The sequence below is a fragment of the Polynucleobacter sp. IMCC 30228 genome (genome assembly GCF_021395205.1).
In the GTDB taxonomy this organism is placed as follows: domain Bacteria; phylum Pseudomonadota; class Gammaproteobacteria; order Burkholderiales; family Burkholderiaceae; genus Polynucleobacter.
The window spans coordinates 270649-297143 of record NZ_JAJVCS010000004.1; the positions used below are offsets into that span (position 1 = coordinate 270649).

The window sequence follows — 26495 nt, forward strand, 5'->3', positions numbered from 1 at the left end:
TGTTTTACCCACTTCATCAAGGAAAACCATGTCATCATCTCAAATCCCAGAACTTACTGCATTACAAGGCCTTGTCTTAGGCAAGGTTGCGCATAATGCTAATTTACTCATTGGTCTTGGTGTGATGATGTTGGTTTTAGGCACCATCGGTTTTTTTGGGCAAACGGTATTTTCGCTGATTTCGGTTAGTGTGTTGGGCGGTTTTGCGATCGCTGCAGGCTTGCTACAAGGCTACCATGCGCTGCAATCACATGGCTGGAAATCTGTAAGTATTCAATTGATTATGTCGCTACTCTATATTGCTGCAGGCTTATATGTATGCTTTTTCCCCCTAGCTAGTTTGGCGGGCTTAACGCTTTGGTTAGCAGTATTCTTTTTCTTCTCTGGCCTGCTGCGTATTTTTACAGCATTTCAGCATCGACTGATGAATGGCTGGGTTTGGGCCGCAATTTCGGGCTTAATTTCTATTATTCTGGCTGCTTTAATTATGAGTAGTTGGCCTTCTTCGAGCCTGTGGGTTCCGGGCATGTTAATTGCCATTGAGCTTGTATTACAGGGTTGGTCGCTGGTTATTATTGGCTCGGCTGCTAAAGCATTAGCCAAATAAAACCGTAAATTTGTTTGATTTTGAAAGTAATTGAACCGCCTAATGGCGGTTTTTAACATGTCTTCAACCCATCAGCGCTTAACCTTAAATGCGGCAGCCTACTTAATTTTGGCGACGATTTTATGGGGCGGAAATGCAATAGTGGGGCGATGGTTTGTTGGGCATCTGTCACCAGCCTTACTTAATTTATTTCGTTGGATAATCGCTGCAGCAGTTCTGATGCCATTTGCGTGGAAAATTTTATTACCCCAAAGTCTATTGTGGCAGCATAAAAAACGTTTCTTGACCTTAAGCTTATTGGGCGTAGGTTGTTATAACGCTTTTTTATATATCGCTCTCGAAACTTCTTCGCCGATTAATGTCACCTTAATTGGCGCAAGTATGCCCATTTGGATGTTGTTAATTGGTTCTATTTTTTATCAAAATCGAGTCAACCCTTGGCAAATGCTTGGCGCGGTAGTGTCTATCATTGGCGTGACGGTTGTTTTATCCCGTGGCAATTTAGATGGTATTTTGATGCTTAAGTTTGTGCCTGGCGATATGTTGATGGTTGCAGCCACCTTGCTTTGGGCCTGTTATAGCTGGATGCTAAGCAAGCCTGGTAAAAGCCCAGAAAAGCAATGGCCGTGGACTGAATTTTTATTAGCGCAAATAGTCTTGGGTCTAATTTGGTCACTAGTATTTGCGGGCTTTGAATTTAGTTTGGGCTTATCGCAAATTGATTTAAGCCCGAGTCTATCTTGGCCTTTACTTATTTTTTGTGGCCTTGGCCCAGCCTTAATTGCTTATCGATGCTGGAGTGCAGGGGTTGCAATTGCCGGGCCTAATATAGCGGGGTTTTTTGGCAACTTAATTCCTTTATTCACGGCACTTTTTGCCGCCGCTTTGCTGGGGGATATGCCCCATTTATTTCATGCGGCTGCGTTTGGATTAATTGTCGCGGGCATTGTGATTTCTTCTCAGTTAAAAACGCCCAGCAAAAAGGGGTCGACTAACTTAAGGCCTAAGAATTGAGGGCAATAATCATTACAGCTCAGGTAATTTCTGCTACTGTAGAGGCTATGCGTACTTTTCTACTAGTTATTTTGGCTTTTTTTAGCCTCCAAGTTAATGCTGCCGACGCTTGGCCGTCTCGGCCTGTTAAGCTAATCGTACCCTTTTCTGCTGGCGGAGTGCAAGACTTATTGGCACGTTCATTTTCAAATGAGCTAGCTACTGTTTCTGGCCAATCGGTGATAGTAGAAAATCGGGCTGGTGCAGGCGGTACAGTTGGCACCAACTTGGTTGCGAAGTCTGCACCCGATGGCTATACCTTAGTGGTTGCAGCTGCAAGCCACAATATCAATGGCTCACTTTATTCTAAAATGCCTTACGATCCCTTGAAAGATTTTACGGGGGCAGCGTATCTAGGAAATACGGGATATGTATTGATGACAAATGCCGAATTTCCACCCAAGACAGTAGCCGAATTCATTGCTTTAGTGAAATCGAAGCCTGGACAATTTAATTATGCTAGCGCTGGAAATGGCAGCGCCTCACATCTAGCGATGGCTTATTTTACTGGGTTAGCTGGCTTGGAGATGACGCATATTCCAACCAAGGGAACTGGCGAAGCGATTAATGAATTATTAGCGGGTCGCTCTCAAGCTGTGATAGCTGCGAATATTTCTGCTTTGCCATTTGCTAAAGATAGCCGAATTCGTTTTCTGGGGGTAACTTCAGAAAAATTAACTCCCTTTGTGCCTGGGGTACAGCCAATTAACAATACCCTTAAAGGTTATGTTTTTGATAGCTGGTTTGCTTTGTTGGCGCCAGCAGCTACCCCGAAAGAGGTGATTAATAAAATTTCGACCGATATTTCCCAGCTCATAAAGCGGCCTGAGATAAGCGAACGTTTTAAAGCACAAGGTATTGAGGTTGGTACCATGACACCAGAAGAATTGAATCAACTCTTGCGCCGCAACTATGAGCAGATGGCGCAAGTAGTCAAAATATCTGGCGCTAAAGTAGATTAATAAATTCAAGTAGATTTCAGTTGGTGATAGTTTCCCGGTTACGAACTAGTAACCACATGGCAGCCACGACTAGCGCCATACCAAAAACTTGCATGAGGGTCATGGTTTCATCCAAAAAGTACCAGCCCATTAAAATAGTTGCTAGGGGCCCCAAAATACCTGCTTGTGCCGTTACTGAAGAGCCGACCCGTTGAATTGCCAGCATCACTAAAAACATGGGAATGACCGTACAAATACTGGCATTCACTAAACTCAACCAATAAACTTGTGGCATTTGCGTAAATAGGGCGCTTGGTTCATGGAAGCCAATTTGGATTGCGCTAAAGAGAGCAGAAACGGAAGTAGCGTAAGTAACAAGACGCATACTTCCAATGCGGTTTACCATTTCGCCCGCAGCAATTAAATATGCAGCATACATGCAGGCGCTACCTAAGACTAGTAGCGTCCCGAGCCACGCATTTTCTCCCTTGGAGCCGGCATCTTGCAAAAAGACCAGCATCACCCCGAGATAGCCAACAATCATTGCATACCACTGCAGACGAGTAATTTTTTTATGCAGAAAAAAATAAGATATGAGGATGACGATAGTGGGCGTGAGATATAAAATAATTCTTTCTAGCCCTACCGAAATAAATTGCAGTCCTAAAAAATCAAGGTAACTCGAAAAAAAATAACCAATAAAACCTAAACCGAGCAATTTAAGATAATCTGTTTTGGAAAGCGCTGGTTTTTTGTTATTGCGAGATACAAACCAGTAGACGCACCAAAATAGCGGTAATGCAATCAGCATGCGAAGGGCTAATAGGGCTTCAGGCGAAACACCATAGCGATAGGCATATTTAATGATGATGGCTTTACCAGAAAAGAGTACAGCTCCTATGCTCGCCATCACAATACTGGAAAGATACTGTTTTTGGGCTTTAAACAAGGGTAAAGTTCATGAGGTGGGGCTCAGCAAGGTAATTGAAGGTTAGTTATTGTATTTTATCGGCTGGCGCTGATAAACTAGGCAAAAGCAAATCAACAAGGAATTCTGTGCAAAATTTAAAGCCCAAATTTGAACAACTCGATGCCGCTGTTAACCATGTTGGCGATTTAATTGCTAGTCAGAGCATTGCTCTTGGTGCCGCGAAAGGCATTTTGTATAGCTTGACTGAAACTATTGGTTCGATGATTGGTGACGTCGATTTGCCAGCCCATGTACGCTCTGGCTATGAGGGTTTACTTGAAACTGCTCGAGAATTGAATCTGCAGCTCGATAAGCACGTTGATCGTTAAGTTTCTGGCGCACTAAGCAGCAGATTACTTTTCTTTTGCTTGGTACCAAAGTTCAGGGCTTAAGGTAATTTGGCCTTGCTCTGTTGAGATGAGCATTTCACCATCTTGTACATTAACATGCATAGTCATGCCGCGTTCAACCCACTTACCAAGTGTTTCAATTGCTTCCTTAGGTAGCGCGATGACCTTTAAATTTTGCGCACGCGTCACTTTATGTTGAATTGCTTGCCACCAAATTTTACTTGCTTGGCCGCCATAGCAAAAGATCGCGACTTGATCTGATCGACCACAGGCTTTGAGAATACGGCGCTCTTCAGGTTGACCAATTTCAATCCATAATTGAATTGCATCCGTTAAATCTTTGACCCAAATATCTGGTTCATCGGTATCGCTTAACCCTTTGCTAAAGACTAAATTTTCTTGTGCAAGTAGTGAAAATGCAACTAAACGCGCCATCATACGTTCATCGGTTTCCGATGGATGTTTGGCAATCGTTAATGTATGGCTCGCATAATAATTGCGATCGGCATCGGCCAGGTGTAGTTCAACTTTATGGATCGTTGCGCGTAGGGCCATAGTTGTTAATCTAAGCGCATGGTGCGATGGGGAATGCCAGCTTCGTTAAAAATGGCTCCCTCAGGAATAAAATTGAATTTGGCATAAAAGGGTATAGCCGCTATTTGGGCGTTTAAGTAAATGGAATGAATATTAAGCGATTGGGCGTATTGCACGAGTGTCGACAATAGCGCACTTCCTACGCCTTGTCGACGGCAAGCCGCTAATACCGCCATGCGCCCAATCTGGCCGATACCATCTATTGTATATAGGCGACCCGTGCCAATACAGGCCCCGTTGAGGAAGGCAAGGGCATGCCAAGCATGAGAATCGATGCTATCTAGCTCTAATTCAATTGGCACGTGTTGTTCCTCTACAAAGACCTCACGGCGTATTGGAGCCGCAAGGGCTTCCGCCTCTTGCCATGATTGAATTAGCAGTTTCATCTTTTGAGTATGCCAAAGAATGGTTAAATACCCCCTAATGATTCGAATTACTGAACTGCGCCTGCCTATTGACCATTCCCCCGAGGATCTGGTTAAGAAAATTATTCAACGGCTTAAACTGCATGCATTTGAGGTGCCCGAATTCTCCATTTTTAAACGTAGTTATGACGCCCGCAAAAATGTTGACCTTGCATTTATCTATACCGTTGATGTTGCGGTGGGTGATGAGCAGACAATCTTAAAGACCTTTAAGGGTGATCAGCAGATTCGACTAACACCCGATACCAGTTACCACTTTGTAACGCAGGCTTCAGCAGCTAATACTGAGCGCCCGGTAGTCATTGGTTTTGGACCCTGCGGTATTTTTGCCGCACTAGTTTTAGCGCAAATGGGCTTTAAGCCCATTGTCCTTGAGCGCGGGAAGCCAGTTCGCGAGCGCACTCAGGATACCTGGGGTCTATGGCGGAAAAATCGTTTAAATCCGGAATCGAATGTGCAATTTGGCGAAGGGGGTGCAGGAACTTTTTCAGATGGAAAGCTATATAGCCAAATTAAAGACCCTCAATTTTACGGGCGCAAAGTGTTGCAAGAGTTTGTGAGAGCTGGCGCGCCTGCAGAAATTTTATATGTGGCTAAACCTCATATTGGTACCTTCCGCTTAGTGGGTGTAGTGGAAAAAATGCGCCAAGAAATCATTCGCTTAGGCGGCGAAATTCGTTTTGTAAGCAAAGTTGTGGGCTTTCGTATCGAAGCTCAGGCGATTCAGGCAGTGCAATTAGAAGGCGGTGAGGAGCTATTAGCAAATCATGTTATCTTAGCTTTAGGTCATAGTGCTCGCGATACCTTCAAGGTATTGTATGAAGCAGGAGTGTTTATGGAGGCTAAGGCATTCTCGGTGGGGTTTCGTATTGAACACCCACAGTCTGTCATTGATCGTGCCCGCTTAGGTTCGCATCTTGGTCATCCTTTAATTGGTGCTGCTGATTACAAATTAGTTCACCATGCCAAAAATGGGCGCTCGGTTTATAGTTTTTGTATGTGCCCAGGTGGCATGGTGGTGGCTGCCGCTTCAGAGCCTCACTGTGTTGTTACGAATGGTATGAGTCAATACTCACGTAATGAGCGCAATGCCAATGCCGGCATCGTCGTTGGAATTACTCCCACTGATTTTTTACCAGCTAACGCATCAGGTTCTGGGCCAGTCCACCCCTTAGCGGGGATAGAATTTCAACGCACTCTAGAGTCTCAGGCTTATGCTCTGGGTGGCTCGACTTATGAGGCACCGGGCCAGTTGGTAGGCGATTTTTTAGCTGCAAGACCATCTAAAGAGTTCGGTGCTGTTTTGCCGTCCTATCAGCCGGGTGTTCATCTCACTGATCTATCGACGAGTTTGCCAGTCTATGCAATCGAAGCAATTCGGGAAGCAATTCCGGCATTTGAAAAGCAAATTAAAGGCTTTGCCATGGCCGATGCTGTTCTGACTGGCGTTGAAACGCGGACTTCAGCTCCTCTACGTATTACGCGTGGCACTAACTATCAAAGTGTGAACATCAAGGGCTTATATCCTGCAGGGGAGGGGGCTGGTTATGCTGGCGGAATCTTATCCGCTGGAGTAGATGGTATTCGGGTTGCCGAAGCTTTAGCGCTGGATTTGGTAAACCGACGATAATGCGCCATGGCTTTAATCGTACTCACTGATGCAAAACTGGCTTTTGGCCATGTGGACTTACTAGCAAACACCGCTTTTTCCTTAGAAGTAGGAGAGCGCGTAGGATTAATTGGCCGCAATGGCACTGGCAAATCATCCTTACTAAAAATTCTAGCTGGCCTAGAGAAGCTTGATGATGGTACCTTGCAATATCAGCAAGGTCTACGCATGGCTTATGTTGCTCAAGAACCTATTTTTGAAGCTCATGAATCAGTGTTTACTGTTGTTTCAGAAGGCGTGGCTATCGCCAAGGCCTTGCGTGCAGAGTACGAAGAATTGAGTGTAGGCGAATGGGATGATGCAGCACATCACCGCCTTGATGAATTGCAATCGAAGCTTGAAGCTATTAGTGGTTGGAATTGGGAGCAACGGGTATATGAAACTCTGGATCGCTTGCATTTAGATCCCGAGGCACAAATTGCGACTTTATCGGGCGGGAATAAAAAGCGGGTTGCTTTAGCACAAGCCTTAGTGGCCATGCCCGATGTTTTGCTTTTGGATGAACCTACCAACCATTTAGATTTAGATTCCATTAGCTGGCTGGAAAGTTTATTAAACGATTTTAATGGCGCCATTTTGTTAGTGACACATGATCGGGCTTTTTTGGATGCCGTATGTACCCAAATTATTGAACTCGATCGAGGCATTATTCGTACTTATCCTGGCAACTTCACGGCTTATGAAAAACTGAAAGAAGATGAGTTATCGTCTGAATCGCTTGCTAATGCGCGGGCAGATAAGTTATTAGCCCAAGAAGAAGTGTGGATTCGCAAAGGGGTTGAGGCGCGCAGAACTCGGAGCATGAGCCGCATTGTGCGTCTGGAAAAATTGCGCGCAAGTAGGGCAGAACGTCGTGATGCGATGGGCCAAGTGAAGCTAGCAGTATCGGCAGGTGAGCGCAGTGGCAAAATTGTCGCCGATCTGCAATTTGTTTCTAAAGCCTATGAGCGGCCGATTGTGAGTAATTTTACTGCGACGATTTTACGCGGCGATAAAGTGGGCTTACTGGGCCCTAATGGTTCTGGTAAAACAACCTTACTCAAGTTAATTTTAGGAGAAATTACGCCAGACTCTGGAACGGTAACAATGGGAACCCGAATTGAAGTAGCCTATTTTGATCAAATGCGTGAAGCCCTTGATCTGAATGCTTCACTGGAAGATTACATTAGCCCTGGAAGTGAATGGGTAGAAATTAACGGTAATCGCAAACATGTCAAGAGCTATTTGAATGACTTCCTATTTTCCCCCGAAAGAACGAACTCACCCGTGAGTACACTTTCGGGCGGCGAGCGGAATCGCTTATTATTGGCGCGCTTATTTGCTCGACCTGCCAATGTATTGGTGTTAGATGAGCCAACGAATGATTTAGATATTGATACTTTAGATTTGTTGGAACAATTATTACAAGATTACCAAGGTACAGTTTTTCTTGTCAGCCATGATCGCTATTTTTTAGACAACGTAGTCACCAGCATTATTGCGAACGAAGGCGAAGGCTTTTGGCGCGAGTACGAGGGTGGTTATGAGGATTGGAAGATTCAGAAAGCCCGTGCTGATGCTATTTTGGCGAGCAAAACTGCCGCACCATCCATGGCAAAAAAGAAAGCCTTATCAAAGTAAATTACTGCGTAGCATACGCGCGCGCAACTCGGCAATTTCTTCTAATAAATCGAGCGCCAAGGCAACTCCTGGGGTATTGAGTTCTAGGTCTTTAGTAAGCGAAGCGGCTAAGCGAGCACGACGGAGGGAGTTGCCACTAAAACGCCAATCTTGCGGACTAGAGCCTGCTGGACTTAAAACGCCCTCAGCAACCCAAGACATAATTTGATCTGCAGGCGTGCTTGCTGCTTGGCATAATTCCACAATGGTCATGTGCACTTCTTCTTCGACCACACTGGTTTGAAAAATAGTGATATTAGTCTGAATCATGGCATCTTCCCCTTTTTCTACGCACGTGGGTTAAAGTCAAATGCTTTGGCAAAATTACTATAGGCCTCTTTATGGGCTTCGCTATCTGCTGGCGGCAAAGTAATGGTGAGCACGGCATAAAGATCACCCGCTTCTTTACCGGGAATGCCGCGACCTTTGAGGCGGAGTTTACGACCACCACTCGAGTTGGCGGGAATATTCATCGCTACTGGACCATCAGGAGTGGGTACGGTGACGCTAGCGCCCAGCGCAGCTTCCCATGGCGTAAGCGGTAAATCCATATAGATATCGCGGCCATCAACACGATAAAGGGGATGAGGATGAAAAGCAATTTCTAAGTAGAGATCGCCAGTTCCACCTTCACCCATGCCTGGCCCACCTTGCCCCGCTAAGCGAAGACTTTGCCCAGCGCGAATACCTTTGGGAATAGTGACATCAAGTTTGCGTTCCTGTGCGACTAAATTACCATTCTGATCATAAGTAGGCATTTGCAGACTAATGCTGCGCTTAGCACCCTGAAAGGCATCGTTGAGATCAATCATAATTTTGGCGTGATGATCTTGGCCTTTAAAGTTCATATTGGCACTACGTCTTTGTTGACGTTGACCTCCACGTGCTTGTCGCCCAAATAAGGATTCAAAAAATTCACTTTGGTCACCACCATAGTTGCCATCGTTGAATTCAAAGCCTGAATTCCAATCGGGTGGCGGAGTAAAGTCTTGACCGCTTTTCCATTGGCTGCCCATTTGATCGTAGGCCGCCCGTTTTTCTGGGTCTTTGAGTACCGCAAAGGCTTCACCAACTTGCTTGAAGCGCTCTTCGGCGCCTGCTTCTTTGCTTACGTCGGGATGGTATTTGCGCGCCAGTTTACGGTAGGATTGTTTAATCTCATCTTGAGTTGCGGTGCGGGCAACACCAAGCGTTTCGTAATAGTCCTGAAATTTCATGGTTTGATTTTACAGATAATTTTTAAGGTGCCAGATCAAACACTAGCACTTCCGCAGCCTGCCCCTGCCTAAGGTGGAGATGTTCTTCCTCGGCAATGAGTAAGGCATCACCTGCCTGTAGAAGCTGTTCATTAACCATTAATGTTCCCCGAACTAAATGTACATAAGCTTTACGCTGAGGATTAAGTTTGAGATCAGCAGTTTGCGCACCAGAAAATAAACCAGCATAGAGTTTGGCGTCAGCCGTCATAACTACTGAATTATGAGCACCATTAGGTGAAGCAATTAAGCGCAGCTGACCCTCTTTTTCTAAGGTGGGAATCGTTTTTTGCTCATAACTAGGGGTAATTTCTGCTGTACTTGGCTCAAGCCAAATTTGTAAGAGGTGGGTGGTGGTATCGTGCGCATGATTAAACTCGCTGTGGGTTACTCCTGTGCCTGCACTCATCCGTTGTACGTCACCTGGTGGAATGCCTTCGACATTACCCATGCTATCTTCATGTGCAAGCACACCCTCGAGTACATACGTAATAATTTCCATGTTCCGATGAGCGTGTTTACCGAAACCTTTGCCAGCTGCCACCCAATCTTCGTTAATCACCCTTAAATTGCCCCAGCCCATAAAGCGGGGATCGTGATACCCCGCAAAAGAAAAAGAGTGAAAACTTTTTAGCCAACCATGATCTGCATAACCACGTTCGTTTGACTTACGGAGTAATTGCATGCTTTAACTAGGGTCGACTTTATCAGGAAATGTAGTTGAAGAGTATTGAATGATTGCGCTGGAAAAAGCTAATAATAAAATCGCTCCCGCCATAATTAATATCTGCAGATTAGCTTCATGATTAGTGCTAACTATATCGATGATCAAACGGGTCACTGCCGTTATTGCCACGGCTATGAGAAAGCGAACTGGCATCCGGTTGGTTTTAAAGTAAACCCCAATCATGGCGCCAATTTCTAGATAGATAAATAGCAAAATGAGTTCACCAACAGTGGCAAAGCCTTTTTGGAACATGGCAATAAAGGCGTCTCCCGCTGACCAAACCGTAGCCATACCAATAGCAAATAAAGCCAGCCGATGAAAAATAGAGACCAGTAGGTTGCCAAACGGAATCGACCAGCGCTCAAAATTGCGTTCTAGCTTTGAAACCTCACGTGGTGTATCGGATTGCATGAAGACTCCTTTCATGGTGCCAGGTTGAATTTATATTGGGCATTGATGATGCTAAACGATTCGGCCAAAAACTGCTAATAGAACGCAGTTTCCCCTTAATTGAGTCCTATTCGTTGTTATTTGGACTCTTACTAGGGGTATTTTGCGGGTATGACAACCGCTTAAAAAGAGGCACAAGCGATAACTAGATAAACTAGGGGGATGCGGGGACAAATATCGATTCGAGTAGCTTGGCTGATACTGGCTCTGGCTATTTTCACCTACCTTTTTGGCTTAGATAGTCGCTTTGCCCCCAAAAATGGTGACGAATATGTGTATATGCATATTACGCGTATGACTGCAGAAGCGCAGACCTGGTTGCCACTGCAATCGGCCCTAGAGGGGATGCAAAATACTAAGCCCCCCTTATTATTTTGGCAAGGCATCGCCACAGCGGGCTGGGGTAATCATTGGTCTTTATGGAATTTGCGCTGGCCGAGTGTCTTATATACTGGCCTGACCGCATTTTTTCTATTCCTAGCGGTGCGGCGCTTTACCCGCGACTGGCGTACTGGCTGTTTGGCAGCCTTCATTTGGCTCAGTTTTTTTGCGAGCTATCGATATGGGCGCCCCTTTCTCACCGATCCACCCGAAGTCTTTTGGCTTACCTTACCGTTCTTTGCTTTGTTGTATTGGGGTCGCGCAGCGTTTGAATCAAAATGGCTTTTTCCATTTTGCGCAGCGGGGTGTTTTGGTATTGCTTTTCTTTATAAGTCATTTGCCTATGTTGTACCGGTATGCCTTGCTTTAAGCCTTTGGTATTGGCGTTTTCGACATCGTTCTATTACTCAAGTCATGCGTAGCGATGGCTTAAAGATCATTGGCATTGGCATTCTAGCGCTAGCAATTTTTTCTTTATGGTTTGTAATTGATCCAGAGCCGGCAGCAGTTTGGCGTGAATTCGTGGTCGGCGAAAATGCGGGTAAATTTGAGATACGTAATTTTGCCTATCTACAGGATTTGCTATGGGGTGGAGATAGCCTATGGATGCTACTAGTGGCTTTCCTCGCGAACACGGGTTTATTTATTTTTGTTTTGCTTTCTACCTTGGCGCAAAGTTGGCGTGAGCGCCATCGGAGCAGCATGGAAGAAGTGCTCCTCTGGTTACTCATCCTTGCTTTCCTCTTAATTTTTAGTTTGCCAAGTCAACGCTCCGGTCGATATTTATTGCCGGTCATGCCAGCTGTTGCTGCCCTCATTGCTATACATTGGAATCGTTTGCCGCTCTGGGGATTTCAACTTGCCTTACTGCTTGAGCTCTTGATAGTGCTGGCATTCGTTTGGTTTGGGTGGAATTTATCATGGCCATTTGCTTTTTGGCATTGGGTTCTATTGGCTGCCGCGTTAGGCACTGTGTTAATCGGGCTCTGGCGCCGGGAGGCAACTAAACTAAGCGCTTTAGTGAGCAGTTTTATTGCTTGCACCTTGCTAGCTAGCAGCCTTGGGCCATTAGAGTCGCAATTAGGGCGTTATAGTCCGGCAACAATTGCAGCAATCGAGAATCAAGATGTATGGGTACCGTGTGATTATCGGGCTAAAGATGAAGAATATCGCTTGCTTATGCCTGGCGCTCGAATTCATGGCTATCAACAAGATGCAGCCCACAATATAGCTAAGCTCAGCAGCCAATATCCTTTATTTGCCGTGCATTCATCACCTGCAGAACAATTGGTTTTGTGCGAGGGTTGTAAAATTATTGGACAGCGTAGTGAAATGCGCGCACGGCAAAGCGAGGATGAAATTTTGGCGATTCTGTTAGGTCAAATTAACCAAAATTTATTTGTGAACGAATACCTGATTGCCGCACCTGCTGTTGATTTACCAACTAGCCTGCGACTAAAGGAAGCTTGTCGATGAAGCGAATTTTTAGTTTAACGGCTTTATTGCTTGCTGCTGCTTATGCCATTTTTTATCTGAATGGCTTACCAGTTTGGTCTGAGTTTAGGCCACCCTTGTTTGATGTTGGGGCAGCAGTCAGAGAAAAAACGCCTAGTAATGTAGCTGCGAATCTAATGTGGAACGCGTTTGATCCTCAGCAGACTGGTGCTTGGGTTGCTAGCTCAATGGCAGCCTCTGTGCACGCAGCATCTTTAATTCCATTAAGTGATGGTAATTTAAGGGCATTTTGGTTTGCTGGAAGCCGTGAGGGGGCGGCTGATGTAGTGATTCTTTCTTCGATGCTCAATACCAAAACGGGTCATTGGAGTGAGCCAACCGTAGTAATGGATCGCGTTACTGCCGAAAAAGGGCTATCGCGTTATATCGCTAAATTGGGTAACCCAGTTCCAGCATGGGATACCGATGGACGCTTACGACTATTTTTTGTCACAGTATCTGTGGGTGGTTGGGCTGGTAGTTCAATTAGCACGATCGTATCTAATGATGAAGGTATTAATTGGGAGCGGCCAAACCGCTTAATTACTTCGCCTTTCTTAAACCTCAGTTCTTTAGTGAAATCATCTGCCATCCGTTTTGCTGATGGTCGTTTAGGCTTACCTTCTTATCATGAATTGCTGGGTAAGTTTGGTGAGTTCCTGCGTCTTGATGCGCACCGAGTCATTGATAAGCGTCGTATGAGCTCGGGAAGAACAAGCCTACAGCCGCTTGTTTTTATTGAGTCGACCGAACAAGCTACAGCTTTTTTTCGACAAGCGCGTAGCATTGGGCCAGCCCAAATTCCAATTAGTATGACCCATTCCGCTGGTTATTGGTGGGAGCAGGCTAGTGACCTGCTGTTGCCTAATCCCAATTCTGCGATTGCCGGAGTGCAATTACCCGATGGCACTAGATTATTGGTATTAAATGATTTGGCAGTGGGTCGGCATCGCTTAGTCTTATTGATGGCGACTCCGCAAGAGACTCGATATTCTTCTTGGCGCTTAATTTCTGTGCTTGAAGACGATAGCAAATTACCTGAAGCCGAACGCCGCGAATTTTCCTATCCATTTTTAACTGTGACCAGCAATGGCGATGCGCATTTGGTTTACACCTGGGATAGAAAAAAAATTCGTCACTTACAGCTGCCTGCAGAGTGGCTTAAAAATCGGCGGAGTGACCTCAGCCCATCATGAGTACATTTCTCGATACCATTACCGCATTGTCAGGACAGCAATTACTCGCTTTGTTAGAAATGGCCATCACTTGTTCAATCATTTTACTTTGGTTTAGTGAGTTGATTTTTGCGCAAAGTTTCTCATTACTCATGCGTAGCTTATTGCTTTGCGGCTTAACCGGGACTTTATTTTTGCCCAGCGAGTATTGGAATTATTTAGGCGCTCCCCTCGAGTTACCTTTAGTTGCATATGTACGGGGTATGGTTGGTGATTTGAGTGTGCTTACACTCTTTTTATTATGGGCTAGTTTTTTCTTGCGCGAGAAATTATTGCTACCGCTGCAGTTCAAATTAGGCTTAGTTTTTATCGCACTGGTTTTTTATCCACTCGCCCTAGGTTTAAGTATGTTTGACCCGTATGCATGGGGATATGGGTCGTGGATTTTTTTGCTGGCTGTGCTACTAGTAGCCTTAATTGTTTGGTGGGCGCGTAGCTATGGCTTGGTATTGGCAATCGCACTGGCTTTAGCAGCGTGGGCATTTCAATGGCATGAGTCGAGCAATTTATGGGACTACTTAATCGACCCCTTTTTGTGCCTTTGGGCTTTATTGAGTTTGGCAATTAACTACTACCGGCCAAACCCAATAAAGGGATTTACAGATGAAGCTTAATCAGGAATATTGGCTTTCCGAATCAGTGGGCCCCAGCGATTGATCTCTTTCTCAAGGTGATCTTTTAGGCCCTGCTCAGATACTTTTGCCATTGGCACAATATCGATACTCGATTCATCCATGCGCGCTTTAATGGTGGGGTCACTTAAAGCCGCCTTCAAAGCCGTATTGAGTTTTTTTAGTACGGGCGCAGGCGTGCCCTTAGGTGCATAGATACCGTGCCACACTTTGACATCAAAGCCTTTTAATCCAGACTCATCTAAAGTAGGGATATTGGGTATGCTGGGTAACCGTTTTGGTGTGGTGACCCCATAGGTTTTGACTTTGTCGGATTTAATAAACGGTAAGGTTTGGGTAGTTTGATCACATAATAAATCCACTTGCCCTCCCAAAAGATCGTTGAATGCGGGGCCAGTGCCTTTATAAGGAATGGTTGTGAGTTTTACACCAATTGCATCCATAAAGACTAAGCCACATAATTGTGAAACTGCTCCTGGGCCAGCATTAGCCATGGTGACTTTTTTCTCATTCTTTTTCAAATAAGCAATGAGTTCTTTGAGATTATTAGGAGGGAAATCTTTACGTGCTAATAGCACCATGGGTACATCGACTACTTGACCGATGTATTCGAAATCTTTCATTGGGTCATACGCTAATTTATCATTTAGAGCAGGCGCAGTAGCCATGCCGATGTGATAAATAAATAAGGTATAGCCATCCGGTTTAGCTTTGGCGACTTTATTAGCAGCAACCGTACCGCCAGCCCCCAAGACATTTTCAACGATGATGGTTTCGCCCAGTGACTTACCCATTGGCACTGCAATTAGACGCGCCACAATATCCGTTGGCCCACCTGCCGCAAAGGGGACGATTAAGCTAATGGGCCGAGTAGGAAATTTTTCATCGGCTTTGCTTTGGGCGTAGGCCAAGCTTAGGCATGATAGGGCGCTAATACCTAAAAGTAGAGAAAAGACTGGTTTCGCAAAATGGTGGCGCATTTTTAGTAATTTCATTGGGCAGGCCTCCGATAGATAACTCGTTTATTCTGCCACTAGCAATGATTTGAAAAGATAGGTGTTTACCAGCAATTCAGCGCCAAAATAAGGGCTATTTGGCTTGATTGAGGGTTCTTTGCGCCAATATTACGACTGGCCGATCGATCATGCGCCCATCCAATTTGACAGCTCCTCCGTGGGATTCATAGTCCGCTTTTATAACCCGTTTAGCCCACTCAATTTCGGCACTACTAGGGTCAAAGGCTTGGCGTACTAAGCCAATTTGTTTAGGGTGAATACATAATTTACCGCCAAAGCCCATGCGTTTAGCCCGGGCAGCGTCAGCGCTAATCCTGTTTTCATCGGTCGTGCTAGTTGTTACGCCATCAATTGGGGGTGCAATTTCGGCCACCCGTGATTGAAAGACTAATTGGAAACGGGCAGTGAGCAGTTCACTTTCTTGCTCATCACACACCATTCCTAAATCAGCTTGTAAATCTAAATTACCCAAAGCTAAACGTAAAACTTGTTGGGCATTAGCAATTTCTTTGAGTCGATCAAGGCCGAGCGCAGTTTCTATCATTGGAATAATGGCAGTGTTGGGTAAAATTTGCGCAACACCATTAATTTGGTCGAGCGATTCACTTTTTGGAATTAGTAAACAGGGCGCATGGATTTCCTGTGCCAGGGATAAATCGGCACCATAATATTTTGTTCCTGGGGCATTAATACGGATGACCAGCTGTTTTTTTTGAGCCGCGCTAAACGTGCCCCAAGCTTCCCGTAATTGGGTTCGCGCAGTTTCTTTATCATTTGGACCAACTGCATCTTCGAGATCAATAATGACGCCACTAGCCCCGCTATTAAGGGCTTTAAGAAAGCGATCAGACCTAGTACCAGGGACAAACAAAAAGTTGGTACAAAAGGCGAGCGAAGTTTCAAGAGGGCTCATGATCACGGGGCTTTAATAAAAAACCTATTTTAGGACAACTACGAATGTGCCAAAGGGCTTCGATCGCTGCAGTCATTTCAGCTGCACTTGCCCCGCCACTAAATTGTGCTAAGCGCATGGCTTTTGCGGTTATTTCGGGGCGACTAAGGGTATTGCCAGGATCGCCTTTGGGTTCATCGACGCGCCCCTCAAGGCATCGACCATCGGTCAAAAAGATTTTGACTTTGCCAATCCAACGTTGGGGGTAAGCTTGATCAACCTCGTCATCCAAAATCATGGTTACGCGATCACGTAAATTACAAATGGCCTCATCGTGATAGTGGGTGGCAAATTCAGATAAGCCTAAAAATTGATAGTAAGCGGCTAAAGCTAAGACTGTGCCCATTGAAAATTTGGATTGGTGGACTGAGCTTGGATCAATTACAAGTCCGAGAACATCAATGGCACCTTGATGCACCAATGCTTCAATGCGCTGAATTTCACTCGCTTGCAGTTGATACCTCTGCATGACCTGAAGAAGGGCATCAGCCGCAGGGTGCGTATGGCGACACGAGGCATGATATTTAAAGCTGGTCTCTGCTAAGGCCCACCGTTGTCCGAGGCCATCTAATAATTTTTTAGGATCTGCATCGCTCGACATGCCTGCCGCCAAACCTTGCGGCCCTTCCAAAATATGTTGCGCTCCAGTAAAGCCGGCTTGGGCTAGATAGGCAGACATGAGGCCTGCCGCTGCGGCATGCGCGGTATGTAATTGTTTTGAATCTGCAGCATCGCGTAAAAATTCCCATAAACCAGCCGATTGTGTTCCTGCAGAGCCAAAGGCATGCAGCATTTGCGCAGTAGAGAGATTGAGTAAGCGACCTACTGTTGCTGCCGCGGCGAGGGTGCCAGCAGTGCCCGTAGTGTGAAAGACTTTATAGTGCGATCGACCTAAAAATTCTCCCACCCGAATGCCGACTTCATAACCTGCTACTGCCGCCACTAACAATTCTTCGCCTGACCGACCTAAGGCCTGAGCACAGGCTAGCGCTGCCGGAAAGACTATGGTGGCGGGATGAAAAACTGAGCCGTTATGCACATCATCTTGCTCGGCCACATGTGAAGCCGCAGCATTAGCCATGGCTGCTAAGTAGGGACTAGAGGGTTGACGCGTCAAGAGTATTTCTGCAGTACCTGCAAGATTAGTTTGGGAATGACTGAAATGGGGCCCCATTTGTTGGGCAAATTGCGCGATGATTTCTACTGGCTTAGCACCTTTTCCGGCGATTACTGAACCAAACCAATCAACCAATAAATCCTCGGCGCGATTCATGACGCTGGCAGGAATTGCTTGAGCAGATAAGTTTGCCGCGAAGTGGGCTAATTCGGCTGAGTAATTTTTCATGGTTGAAAGGGGAGATATTTAATTTAAAACTGCAGTAGCTTGCATGGTGAGCCAGCCTTCATGATCTTGCGCCCACACCTGAATGGTTTTACCACTAGGATCGCTAGTGATATCTGGAACCGCACAAACGGTGAATGGGTTAAGGTCAAAGCTAGGTCGGATGGCACGAAACTCAAAATGTTTGAGGGTGCAATTTGAAATACTTTGCCGCACTAAATCAACTAGTAAAGTTGCAATTAAGGGCCCATGCACGATTAAGCCAGGGTAGCCCTCAACCTCAGTGACATAGCGTCGATCGTAATGAATTCGATGGCCATTAAAAGTAAGGGCAGAATAACGAAACAAAAGGACATCGGTCGGGGTAATTGTTTTAGTCCAGCGCGCATTTTGGGGTGCGGGGGTAGGAACGATCGGTTTTTCGTTAGCGCTAGGCGAATCGCGGTAAACAATATCATGCTCTTCGATTAAAGCTAAACCCGCTTGATTTGAAATGGTATGGCGTACCAAGACAAATATAAGATCGCCGCTGCGGCCTGCTTTATGCGTTACTGATTCAATAGTTGATACCTTTTCAATTTGATCGCCGACACGTAATGGGTTAAGAGGGTTAGGCCAGTCGAGGCGCCCACCTGCCCACATCCGTCGTGGCAATGGCACGGGCGGTAAAAAACCACCGCGTTGGGGATGACCATCAGGACCAATTTCTGTTTGGCGTGCATGCGGCAAAAAATAAAGCCAATGCCATAGTTCGGGTAACGCTAAAGCTGTAGGCTCAGAGGAATTGACGAGATCGGGGTAATCGAGTGTGGCAGCCAAGCAATTGATTGGCGCTACGGTAACTTGATCATGGACGACTTCAGTTTTGCCAACCCACTCTTGCAGGTGTTTGATGGTATTCGGTTCGATGCGCATACGCTATTGTGCTACGGCAATAGTAAGCTTGCCAGCCCCGCTAGTGCTGCGCAACCCAGAACTGGCATGACCCCTTTTTTATAGCGTAACAGGGCAATGGCTGCGCCAATAAAGATCAGGATACTGAACCAAGAAATCGTACCTGCTAAACCATGGGGAAAGAAGACGTGGTAGGCAAAGAACAGGCCAAGATTGGCAATCACGCCAACGACTGCTGCGGTTATTGCAGTTAGGGGCGCTGTAAAACTCAGCTTGCCATGTGTCGATTCGATGAGCGGTGCGCCAAGCAAAATAAATAAGAAAGATGGTAAAAAAGTAAACCAAGTAACGACAGTCGCAGCAAAGGCACCAGCCCAAAAGGCATTCATACTGCCAAAAAGATGTTGGGCGTAGCCCGCTAAAAAACCAACGAAGGCCACAATCATAATCAAAGGTCCAGGCGTGGTTTCACCTAAAGCAAGTCCGTCAATCATTTGCCCTGCAGTAAGCCAATGGTATTGATCAACCGCGCCCTGATAAACATAGGGTAGTACAGCATAAGCGCCGCCAAAAGTGAGAAGGGCAGCTTTGGTAAAAAACCAGGCCAGTTGCGGGTAAAGTGATTTCCAATCAAAGAGTGCAATGAGTAAGGCTATCGGGGCAATCCATAGACCAAGACCAACAACTGAGTGCATGATGAATTTTTTTAAATGGAAACGGGCATGTTCGGGTATTGGCGTGTCATCATCAATTAGGGCCGGTACAGTTGTCCCGTCAGATTTTTTGCCATGGGAACTTCCTGTGATGGCAAACACAGTGGGATAACGCTTGCCTCCCCACATGCCGATTAGCGCAGCCAAAATAATAATTATTGGAAACGCTAAATTGAAAATAAAGATGGCGATGAAGGAGGCTGCTGCAATGTACCAAAGCGCTTGATGTTTAAGCGCTCGTGAGCCAATGCGCTGAACTGCCTGAATGACTATTGCAGTAACGGCGGGTTTGATGCCAAAAAAAATCGCCGCAATAATCGGTACTTGCCCAAAGCGGATGTAAACCCACGAAAGCGCAATTAAAATAAATAAGGATGGCAGCACGAATAAACTACCCGCTAAAATTCCACCAAGATTGCGATGCATTAACCAGCCAATATAAGTTACTAGTTGCTGGGCTTCGGGCCCCGGTAAAACCATACAGTAATTTAGCGCATGCAAAAAACGGCGCTCTGATATCCAGTGGCGTTTTTCAACGACTTCTTGATGCAAGATAGCGATTTGTCCAGTGGGGCCGCCAAAACTAATAAAACCGAGCTTAAGCCAAAAACTGAGCGCCTCGCGCAGTGCGACTGGCTTCAAACTGATCCTGAATCGATTGCGGTGTGACTAAAACCACAATCGACATAAATAATTTCGCCAGTGATACCGCTCGATAAATTCGACAGTAAAAAGGCTGCCGTATTGCCAACATCATCGATAGTGACATTGCGGCGTAAGGGGGCCGAGCTAGCAACGATATTGAGAAGCTTACTAAAGTCTTTGATACCAGAAGCAGCAAGTGTTTTAATTGGACCAGCTGAAATTCCGTTGGTGCGAATACCTTTGGGTCCTAAGCAACTTGCCAAATAACGTACCGACGATTCTAAGGAGGCTTTCGCCAGCCCCATTAAGTTGTAATTCGGAATCGCGCGCAAAGCGCCTAAATAAGTCAGGGTTAGTAAAGAGGCATCAGCGCTAAGCCAAGGCATGGCCTCTTTAGCTAAAGCTGGGAAGCTGTAGGCCGAGATGTCATGGGCAATACGAAAATTTTCACGGGTAAAGCCGTCTAAAAATTCGCCCGCGATTGCATCGCGTGGGGCAAAGCCAATCGCATGAACTAGCCCATCGAATTGGGGCCAATGTTTGCCTAAATCCACAAACAAGGCTTTTATTTGATCATCGCTACTAACATCGCAGTCAAATATGAGGCTAGTTTCGAATTCTTTAGCAAATTCAACGGCTCGATCTTTGAAGCGCTCGCCGACATAAGTGAAGGCGAGTTCAGCCCCTTCACGCCTGCAGGCAGTGGCGATGCCATAGGCTATGGAGCGGTTTGACAATAGTCCGGTAATGAGAATTTTTTTGCCAGCGAGAAAGCCCATCTTAGATCCTTTGCATCAAATGTGGTTTGCTATCTACAATTGTTGCATATGCTTCGTCTTAAACCCCCAATTCGCACCCTAGCGAGCTATCTGACAGTTAGCTTCGCTTTATTAATACCGGTGCCCCAAGCCTTAGCCAGTGAGGGAATAGCCCAATACGGTAACCCTAAGTATGCCACTGGGTTTCCCCACTTTGATTATGTCAACCCCCTAGCGCCACGGGGTGGCACCTTAACTTTGCCCAATCCGGACCGGCGCACGAGTTTTGATAAGTTCAATCCTTTTACGCTGCGGGGGGTTACCGCTCCAGGCGTAGCGCAACTGATGTTTGAATCGCTGACAGTAGGCAGTGCCGACGAAGTATCTAGCGCTTATGGCCTCATTGCCGAAGATATTGCGGTGGCCAAAGACAAAATGTCAGTTACTTTCCGAATTCGGCCGCAAGCGAGTTTTTCAGATGGTAGCCCTATTTTGGCGGCTGATGTGAAACATAGCTACGACACTTTAATGAGCAAGCTAGCTAACCCCCAATTTCGCACCGTCTATGCCGATGTAAAACAAGCAGTCGTGATTTCGGAGCGCGAGATTCGGTTTGATTTTAAAAATCGCAATACCGAGTTACCCGTTATGGTTGGCTCCCTACCTATTTTTTCACGCTTCTGGGGCAAGCGACCTGATGGCTCGATAACTGCTTTTGATAAGTTAGCGTTTGAAATCCCCTTGGGAAGCGGACCCTATTTAATTGAGTCATATAAAGCGGGTAAGACCATGATCTTTAAACGTAACCCCCGCTACTGGGCTGATCAACCCAACTTCAAGGTCAATGTCCGGATCGGTTTCTTTAATTTCGACCGAGTGGTCTATAAGTTGTATAGCGATGATGCCGTCCGATTAGAAGCATTTAAAGCTGGAGAGTTTGATGCATTAGTCGAGTATCGCGCCAAGAATTGGGCGAAAAGTTTTGTCGGGCCGAAGTTTAATGATGGCACTTTATTGAAAAAAGATTTTCCGAATTTTAATGGCGCTGGCATGCAAGGCTTCGCGATGAATTTGCGGCGACCTCTATTTCAAGATGCACGAGTACGCCAAGCCTTAGGCTACGCCTTAGATTTTGAATGGCTTAATCGACAGCTTTTTTATAATCAATATAGTCGTATTAATAGTTACTTTACCAATAGTGATTTGAGTGCCAATTTTGCTGGCGAAACGGTTCCCACTGCTGCTGAAATGAAATTATTACTACCCTTGCAGGCGCGCTATCCCCAGTGGGTTCCCCCTGCAGTTTTTGGTGCGATGCCTGCGGCTCCGTCAACTGCTCCGCCAAGCAGTTTGCGACAAAACTTACGTAGCGCTCGTGATTTGTTAGCCCAAGCGGGCTGGACTTATCGGGATGGGGCCTTACGTAATGCCAAAGGCGAACAGTTTCGCTTTGAGATGGTTGAAGATGGCCCCTTCTTTTTGCGTGTCATCTCAGCTTATGTGCGCAATTTAGAGAAGCTCGGCATTAAAGTTGAAATTCGCACTAGCGACTTTGCTTTGCATCAAAAGCGTATGGATGAGTATGATTTTGATATGACCACCATTCGTTTTCCTGATTCGCAAAGCCCTGGTAATGAGTTATGGGATCGTTTTGGTAGTAATGCGGCCAAAGAAAAGGGTTCTGATAACGTCATCGGGGTGCAATCACCAGTAGTCGATGCACTCATTGACGCAATTGTAAAAGCCGAAACTCGTGAACAACTGACCACGGCTAGTCGTGCTCTCGATCGCGTCTTGTGGAATAGTTATTACGTCATTCCGCAGTGGTACAACCCCACGCATCGGATCGCCTATCGTAAAGAGATGCGCTTTCCCAAGCCGCCTTTGTACTACATGGCTGAGGGCTGGATTTTATCGAACTGGTGGCGAGAGGAAAAATAATGCGCGGACAAATCTGGGCCTATATTCTGAAGCGCTTACTGTTAATGATCCCCACAATTTTGGGGGTCTTGACCCTCACCTTTGTAGTTGTACAGTTTGTGCCTGGTGGTCCTGTTGAGCAATTAATGATGGAGTTAAAAGGGAAGGGCGACGCAGCGGTGAGCGCTGAGTCATCCGGCGGTGGCAGTAATTATCGGGGACGTCAAGGTTTAGATGCTGAACGTTTAGCGGAAGTAAAAGCCTTGTATGGCTTTGATAAGCCGCCTCTAGAGCGTTACTTCACCATGCTAAAACGCTTTATCCAGTTTGATTTGGGTGAAAGTTATTACCAACACCAACGGGTCTGGGATTTAATTGTGACGAAGCTACCGGTTTCAATCAGTATTGGCTTATGGACTTTTTTTATTACCTATTTAGTCTCGATCCCCCTAGGTATTGCGAAGGCAGTGCGTGAGGGCTCGCGTTTTGATGCGGTGACTAGCTTACTGATTTTGGTGGGCTATGCCATTCCAGGATTTGTTTTGGGCGTTTTACTCTTAGTCTTGTTTGGTGGGGGCAGTTTTTTACAAATATTTCCTTTGCGAGGACTTACTTCTGACAATTGGAATGATTTAAATCTTCTCAGTAAAATTCTAGATTATTTATGGCATTTAGTCTTACCCATTACGGCCATGGTCTTAGGCAGTTTTGCGGTCATTACCATGCTGACCAAAAATTCTTTTTTGGAAGAGATTCGAAAACAATACGTTCTTACGGCAAGGGCTAAAGGCTTAACAGAGCGTCAGGTTTTGTGGAAGCATGTATTTCGCAATGCTTTATTACCATTGGTGACGGGTTTCCCAGCGGCTTTTATTGGCGCTTTTTTTGCTGGCTCATTACTCATCGAAACCTTATTTTCACTTGATGGCTTAGGCTTGTTATCTTATGAATCAGTTATGCGCCGTGACTATCCCGTGGTGTTTGGTACTTTATATCTCTTCACATTAATTGGGCTATTTACCAAGTTGATTTCTGATCTTTGTTATGTATTCATTGATCCGCGTATTCAGTTTGGTGCTGGAGGAGGCTCTTGAATCGCTGGGCGCGCTTTAAAGCCAATCGTATTGGCTATGCCAGCCTATGGATTTTTACGATTCTTTTTGGATTAAGTTTGTGTGCAGAACTCATTGCCAATGACAAACCATTGATTGTTCGCTATCAAGGCCAGTTTTATTTTCCGATTGCCCATAACCCTGCGGAAACAGTGTTTGGTGGCGATTTTGCTACCCCAACTGATTTTTTAGATCCCGATATTCGTCGCAATATCACGACGCATGGGAATTGGGCAATCTATCCACTAATTCCCTATAGCTATGAGACGCTGAATTATTTTTCCCGCGAACCAAATCCTGCAGCCCCCTCGGCTGAAAATTGGCTTGGCACCGATGATCGTGGTCGCGATGTGCTTGCACGTTTAATTTACGGCTTACGTTTATCCATTTTGTTTGGCATTGCTTTAACGGTAGTGGGTGTCTCAGTAGGCATTATCACAGGCTCCTTAATGGGTTTTTTTGGCGGTAAGTTTGACTTAGTGTCGCAACGCCTCATTGAAATTTGGTCGGCAATGCCCGAATTATATTTACTTATCATTTTTGCCTCGATCTTCAATCCGAGTATTTGGTTATTAATTATTTTATTAGCTGCTTTTGGATGGATGGGGCTTTCCGATTATGTACGCGCTGAATTTTTTCGTAATCGTGCGCTTGAATATGTACGTGCTGCGCGGGCCCTTGGGCTCACCAATTTACAAATAATGCGGCGTCATATTCTGCCAAATAGTTTGACACCAGTTATTACCTTCCTACCATTTCGCATGAGTGCGGCGATTCTTTCTTTAACCAGCCTAGACTTTTTAGGCTTAGGTGTTCCCCCTGGTACTCCTAGCTTGGGTGAATTACTGTCCCAAGGCAAAGGAAATTTAGATGCCTGGTGGATTTCAATTTCAACTTTTATTGTGCTAGTGGCCCTATTACTTTTACTGACTTTTATGGGCGAGGCTTTACGTGACGCATTTGATTCGCGGAAAAGTGGTTCTTTAGCGGGGTTACCGAGTGGTGTCTGAGTTAGATCGAACCAGTTTGTTGCGCTATGAAAATGTGTCCATTTCTTTTGGTGTGGGGCGCCGTGAAAAATTTGCCCTCCGCGACTTTAATTTATCCATTGGCGTTGGCGAGCGGGTAGCCTTAGTAGGCGAGTCGGGTTCTGGTAAAACCCTTTCTGCTTTAGCACCTTTGCAATTAGAGCCCGAAGGCGCTAAGGTCAGCGGCAAAATTTGGTGGCATGGCGATGCTGGGTTAGATGCCCATGCCAGCCGCGAAGTGAATCTATTAAGTTTGCCAATTGAGCAAATTCGCTCGATTCGGGGGCGCGAAATTGCGATGATTTTTCAAGAGCCAATGACAGCGCTAAATCCGCTATATACCATTGGTAATCAGGTAATAGAAGCGGTATTGATTCATCAACCGCTACTCTCGAAGGCCCAGTGCGTTAGTGCAGCAATCAGCCTCTTGAAAAAAACTGGCATTGCAGAAGCCGAGCGGCGTTTTTACGACTATCCTCATCAGTTATCAGGTGGGCAGCGTCAACGCGCGATGATTGCGATGGCGCTGGCTTGTAAGCCCCGACTTTTAATCGCCGATGAACCGACTACCGCTTTAGATGTGAGCTTGCGATTACAAATTTTAGATTTGTTGAAAGATTTACAAGAAGAAGCCAAGGCGGATGGTGGCATGGCTATTTTATTAATTACCCATGATCTGAATTTAGTGCACCACTTTGCGCATCGGGTTGCCGTATTGAATCAAGGTTGCCTAATGGAAGTAGGGCCAACCGAGCAAGTGTTTAAGCATCCAGAGAATGCATATACCGCAGCTTTAGTAAATAGCGAACCTGTACGGGAATTATTACCACTGATGCCATTAGCACCGGTTTTGCTAGAAGCGCATGATTTATCCGTTTCATATCCCAGCTCTGCGCGTAAGGGCTGGTTTGCCAAAGCGCCGCGACATACGGTTTTAAAGCAGGTTGGTCTGACCTTACGGCAAGGTCAAACGATTGGCGTGATTGGCGAATCTGGCTCTGGCAAAACAACTTTAGGAATGGCTATTCTCGGTTTATTAGGTGATTCAAGTGCCGTGACCTCGGGTGAGGTGGATGTGTTGGGGCAAGTGTGGGGCAAGTTAAACGCGCTCCAACGCCGCGCAATGCGCTCAAACTTACAAGTGATTTTTCAAGATCCATTTGGCTCTTTATCTCCCCGCATGACGGTGATGGAAATAGTAGCCGAGGGTCTTGATGTGCATTTTCCAAAATTAAGTGCGCCTGAGCGTGAGGCCCGGGTGGTAGATATCTTGCGCGAGGTTGGCTTAGATCGTTCAGTATTAAATCGTTATCCCCATGAATTTTCGGGAGGTCAGCGCCAGCGTATCGCTATAGCGCGAGCCTTAATTTTGCGACCTCAAATTTTAGTGTTAGATGAACCCACTTCTGCACTCGATGTGACGATTCAAAAACAAGTTCTGGCCTTGCTCAGCCAACTGCAGCACAAATATAATTTGGCTTATCTCATCATTAGCCATGATTTAGCCGTGATTCGGGCTATGTCGCATGAGATTATGGTTCTAAAAGGGGGCAAGGTTATCGAGCGGGGGGATACTGAAATGGTCATCGCTAACCCGCGCCATGCTTACACGCGCGATCTGTTTAAAGCTGCGGAACTCACTTAATCTTCCCCAGCCCCTTTATTTTTTGAT

26 protein-coding genes are annotated in these 26495 nt (G+C 45.8%); 13 read left to right on the plus strand and 13 right to left on the minus strand.

Translation table 11 applies throughout. The features are described from left to right. Positions 1-28: 28 nt before the first annotated feature. From LZT21_RS09070 to LZT21_RS09080, 3 genes are read left to right on the plus strand one after another with little or no spacing between them, the layout of a single operon-like run. Entirely contained in the window at positions 29-607 is a 579-nt protein-coding gene (locus LZT21_RS09070; protein ID WP_233924271.1) for an HdeD family acid-resistance protein, read from the plus strand. A gap of 42 nt (positions 608-649) precedes the next feature. Then, positions 650-1621: a DMT family transporter gene (locus tag LZT21_RS09075; RefSeq protein WP_233990321.1), complete on the plus strand. Its 972-nt coding sequence runs from the start codon at positions 650-652 to the stop codon at positions 1619-1621. A 47-nt stretch (positions 1622-1668) separates the two neighbouring features. Next, entirely contained in the window at positions 1669-2622 is a 954-nt protein-coding gene (locus LZT21_RS09080; protein WP_233990322.1) for a tripartite tricarboxylate transporter substrate binding protein, read from the plus strand. A 16-nt stretch (positions 2623-2638) separates the two neighbouring features. On the opposite strand, the gene LZT21_RS09085 is transcribed toward LZT21_RS09080, so the two are convergent. Next, on the minus strand, positions 2639-3550 hold the full coding sequence (locus tag LZT21_RS09085) for a DMT family transporter (protein ID WP_233937326.1): 912 nt from the start codon (positions 3548-3550) through the stop codon (positions 2639-2641). Between the two features lie 107 nt (positions 3551-3657). On the opposite strand from LZT21_RS09085, the gene LZT21_RS09090 reads away from it, so the two are divergent. Next, complete coding sequence (locus tag LZT21_RS09090; RefSeq protein ID WP_233924275.1) at positions 3658-3900, plus strand: hypothetical protein; 243 nt, start codon at positions 3658-3660, stop codon at positions 3898-3900. A 24-nt stretch (positions 3901-3924) separates the two neighbouring features. Here LZT21_RS09090 and LZT21_RS09095 read toward each other — a convergent pair whose 3' ends face one another. Next, the gene (locus LZT21_RS09095) at positions 3925-4476 is read right to left on the minus strand and encodes a YaeQ family protein (RefSeq protein ID WP_233924276.1); all 552 of its coding nucleotides are present in this window, start codon (positions 4474-4476) and stop codon (positions 3925-3927) included. 5 nt (positions 4477-4481) lie between these two features. Continuing rightward, positions 4482-4901: a GNAT family N-acetyltransferase gene (locus LZT21_RS09100; protein WP_233937328.1), complete on the minus strand. Its 420-nt coding sequence runs from the start codon at positions 4899-4901 to the stop codon at positions 4482-4484. Between the two features lie 37 nt (positions 4902-4938). On the opposite strand from LZT21_RS09100, the gene LZT21_RS09105 reads away from it, so the two are divergent. Together LZT21_RS09105 and LZT21_RS09110 are read left to right on the plus strand one after the other, a co-directional pair. Next, positions 4939-6570, plus strand: coding sequence for an NAD(P)/FAD-dependent oxidoreductase (locus tag LZT21_RS09105; RefSeq protein ID WP_233990324.1), 1632 nt, complete (start codon positions 4939-4941; stop codon positions 6568-6570). A 6-nt stretch (positions 6571-6576) separates the two neighbouring features. Continuing rightward, positions 6577-8229: an ABC-F family ATP-binding cassette domain-containing protein gene (locus LZT21_RS09110; protein ID WP_233924279.1), complete on the plus strand. Its 1653-nt coding sequence runs from the start codon at positions 6577-6579 to the stop codon at positions 8227-8229. Here LZT21_RS09110 and LZT21_RS09115 read toward each other — a convergent pair. Genes LZT21_RS09115 through LZT21_RS09130 form a run of 4 tightly spaced genes read right to left on the minus strand, consistent with a single transcriptional unit; the run spans position 8221 to position 10662 of the window. Further along, positions 8221-8538, minus strand: a complete 318-nt coding sequence (locus LZT21_RS09115; protein ID WP_233924280.1) for a chaperone modulator CbpM — start codon at positions 8536-8538, stop codon at positions 8221-8223. The genes LZT21_RS09110 and LZT21_RS09115 overlap by 9 nt on opposite strands. 17 nt (positions 8539-8555) lie before the next feature. After that, positions 8556-9485, minus strand: coding sequence for a DnaJ C-terminal domain-containing protein (locus LZT21_RS09120; protein WP_233990326.1), 930 nt, complete (start codon positions 9483-9485; stop codon positions 8556-8558). Positions 9486-9507: 22 nt separating this feature from the next. Continuing rightward, positions 9508-10209: a pirin family protein gene (locus tag LZT21_RS09125; protein WP_233937330.1), complete on the minus strand. Its 702-nt coding sequence runs from the start codon at positions 10207-10209 to the stop codon at positions 9508-9510. Positions 10210-10212: 3 nt separating this feature from the next. Then, the gene (locus tag LZT21_RS09130; protein WP_233924283.1) at positions 10213-10662 is read right to left on the minus strand and encodes a phosphate-starvation-inducible protein PsiE; all 450 of its coding nucleotides are present in this window, start codon (positions 10660-10662) and stop codon (positions 10213-10215) included. A 201-nt stretch (positions 10663-10863) separates the two neighbouring features. On the opposite strand from LZT21_RS09130, the gene LZT21_RS09135 reads away from it, so the two are divergent. The 3 genes from LZT21_RS09135 to LZT21_RS09145 are packed head-to-tail and all read left to right on the plus strand — an operon-like array spanning position 10864 to position 14425. Further along, on the plus strand, positions 10864-12558 hold the full coding sequence (locus tag LZT21_RS09135) for a glycosyltransferase family 39 protein (RefSeq protein WP_233990328.1): 1695 nt from the start codon (positions 10864-10866) through the stop codon (positions 12556-12558). Continuing rightward, entirely contained in the window at positions 12555-13772 is a 1218-nt protein-coding gene (locus LZT21_RS09140; RefSeq protein ID WP_233924285.1) for an exo-alpha-sialidase, read from the plus strand. Before LZT21_RS09135 ends, LZT21_RS09140 begins: the two co-directional genes overlap by 4 nt. Further along, the gene (locus LZT21_RS09145; protein ID WP_233990330.1) at positions 13769-14425 is read left to right on the plus strand and encodes a hypothetical protein; all 657 of its coding nucleotides are present in this window, start codon (positions 13769-13771) and stop codon (positions 14423-14425) included. The genes LZT21_RS09140 and LZT21_RS09145 overlap by 4 nt, the downstream gene beginning before the upstream one ends. Here the strand turns inward: LZT21_RS09145 and LZT21_RS09150 are convergent. The 6 genes from LZT21_RS09150 to fabI all read right to left on the minus strand — a co-directional run bounded on the left by LZT21_RS09150 (position 14422) and on the right by fabI (position 20784). Continuing rightward, positions 14422-15438, minus strand: a complete 1017-nt coding sequence (locus LZT21_RS09150; RefSeq protein WP_233924287.1) for a tripartite tricarboxylate transporter substrate-binding protein — start codon at positions 15436-15438, stop codon at positions 14422-14424. The genes LZT21_RS09145 and LZT21_RS09150 overlap by 4 nt on opposite strands. A gap of 94 nt (positions 15439-15532) precedes the next feature. Next, complete coding sequence (locus LZT21_RS09155) at positions 15533-16372, minus strand: CoA ester lyase (RefSeq protein WP_233990332.1); 840 nt, start codon at positions 16370-16372, stop codon at positions 15533-15535. Further along, positions 16359-17756 (minus strand): MmgE/PrpD family protein, encoded by a 1398-nt coding sequence (locus tag LZT21_RS09160; RefSeq protein WP_233990334.1) that lies wholly within the window; start codon positions 17754-17756, stop codon positions 16359-16361. Before LZT21_RS09160 ends, LZT21_RS09155 begins: the two co-directional genes overlap by 14 nt. A gap of 18 nt (positions 17757-17774) precedes the next feature. Beyond that, positions 17775-18668 (minus strand): MaoC family dehydratase N-terminal domain-containing protein, encoded by an 894-nt coding sequence (locus LZT21_RS09165; protein WP_233990336.1) that lies wholly within the window; start codon positions 18666-18668, stop codon positions 17775-17777. An 11-nt stretch (positions 18669-18679) separates the two neighbouring features. Next, a complete protein-coding gene (chrA, locus tag LZT21_RS09170; protein ID WP_233924291.1) occupies positions 18680-20002 on the minus strand; it encodes a chromate efflux transporter in 1323 nt (440 codons plus the stop codon). After that, positions 19999-20784: an enoyl-ACP reductase FabI gene (gene fabI / locus LZT21_RS09175; protein ID WP_233924292.1), complete on the minus strand. Its 786-nt coding sequence runs from the start codon at positions 20782-20784 to the stop codon at positions 19999-20001. Before fabI ends, chrA begins: the two co-directional genes overlap by 4 nt. A 48-nt stretch (positions 20785-20832) precedes the next feature. Between fabI and LZT21_RS09180 the strand changes: the two genes are divergently transcribed. Genes LZT21_RS09180 through LZT21_RS09195 form a run of 4 tightly spaced genes read left to right on the plus strand, consistent with a single transcriptional unit; the run spans position 20833 to position 26468 of the window. Then, positions 20833-22704, plus strand: coding sequence for an extracellular solute-binding protein (locus LZT21_RS09180; protein ID WP_233990338.1), 1872 nt, complete (start codon positions 20833-20835; stop codon positions 22702-22704). Positions 22705-22715: 11 nt separating this feature from the next. Further along, positions 22716-23777 carry a microcin C ABC transporter permease YejB gene (locus LZT21_RS09185; RefSeq protein ID WP_233924383.1) on the plus strand — a complete coding sequence of 354 codons (1062 nt, stop codon included), beginning with the start codon at positions 22716-22718 and terminating at the stop codon, positions 23775-23777. Beyond that, positions 23774-24805 carry an ABC transporter permease gene (locus LZT21_RS09190; RefSeq protein WP_233924294.1) on the plus strand — a complete coding sequence of 344 codons (1032 nt, stop codon included), beginning with the start codon at positions 23774-23776 and terminating at the stop codon, positions 24803-24805. The genes LZT21_RS09185 and LZT21_RS09190 overlap by 4 nt, the downstream gene beginning before the upstream one ends. Next, the gene (locus LZT21_RS09195) at positions 24798-26468 is read left to right on the plus strand and encodes a dipeptide ABC transporter ATP-binding protein (protein ID WP_233924295.1); all 1671 of its coding nucleotides are present in this window, start codon (positions 24798-24800) and stop codon (positions 26466-26468) included. Before LZT21_RS09190 ends, LZT21_RS09195 begins: the two co-directional genes overlap by 8 nt. Positions 26469-26495: the final 27 nt, after the last annotated feature.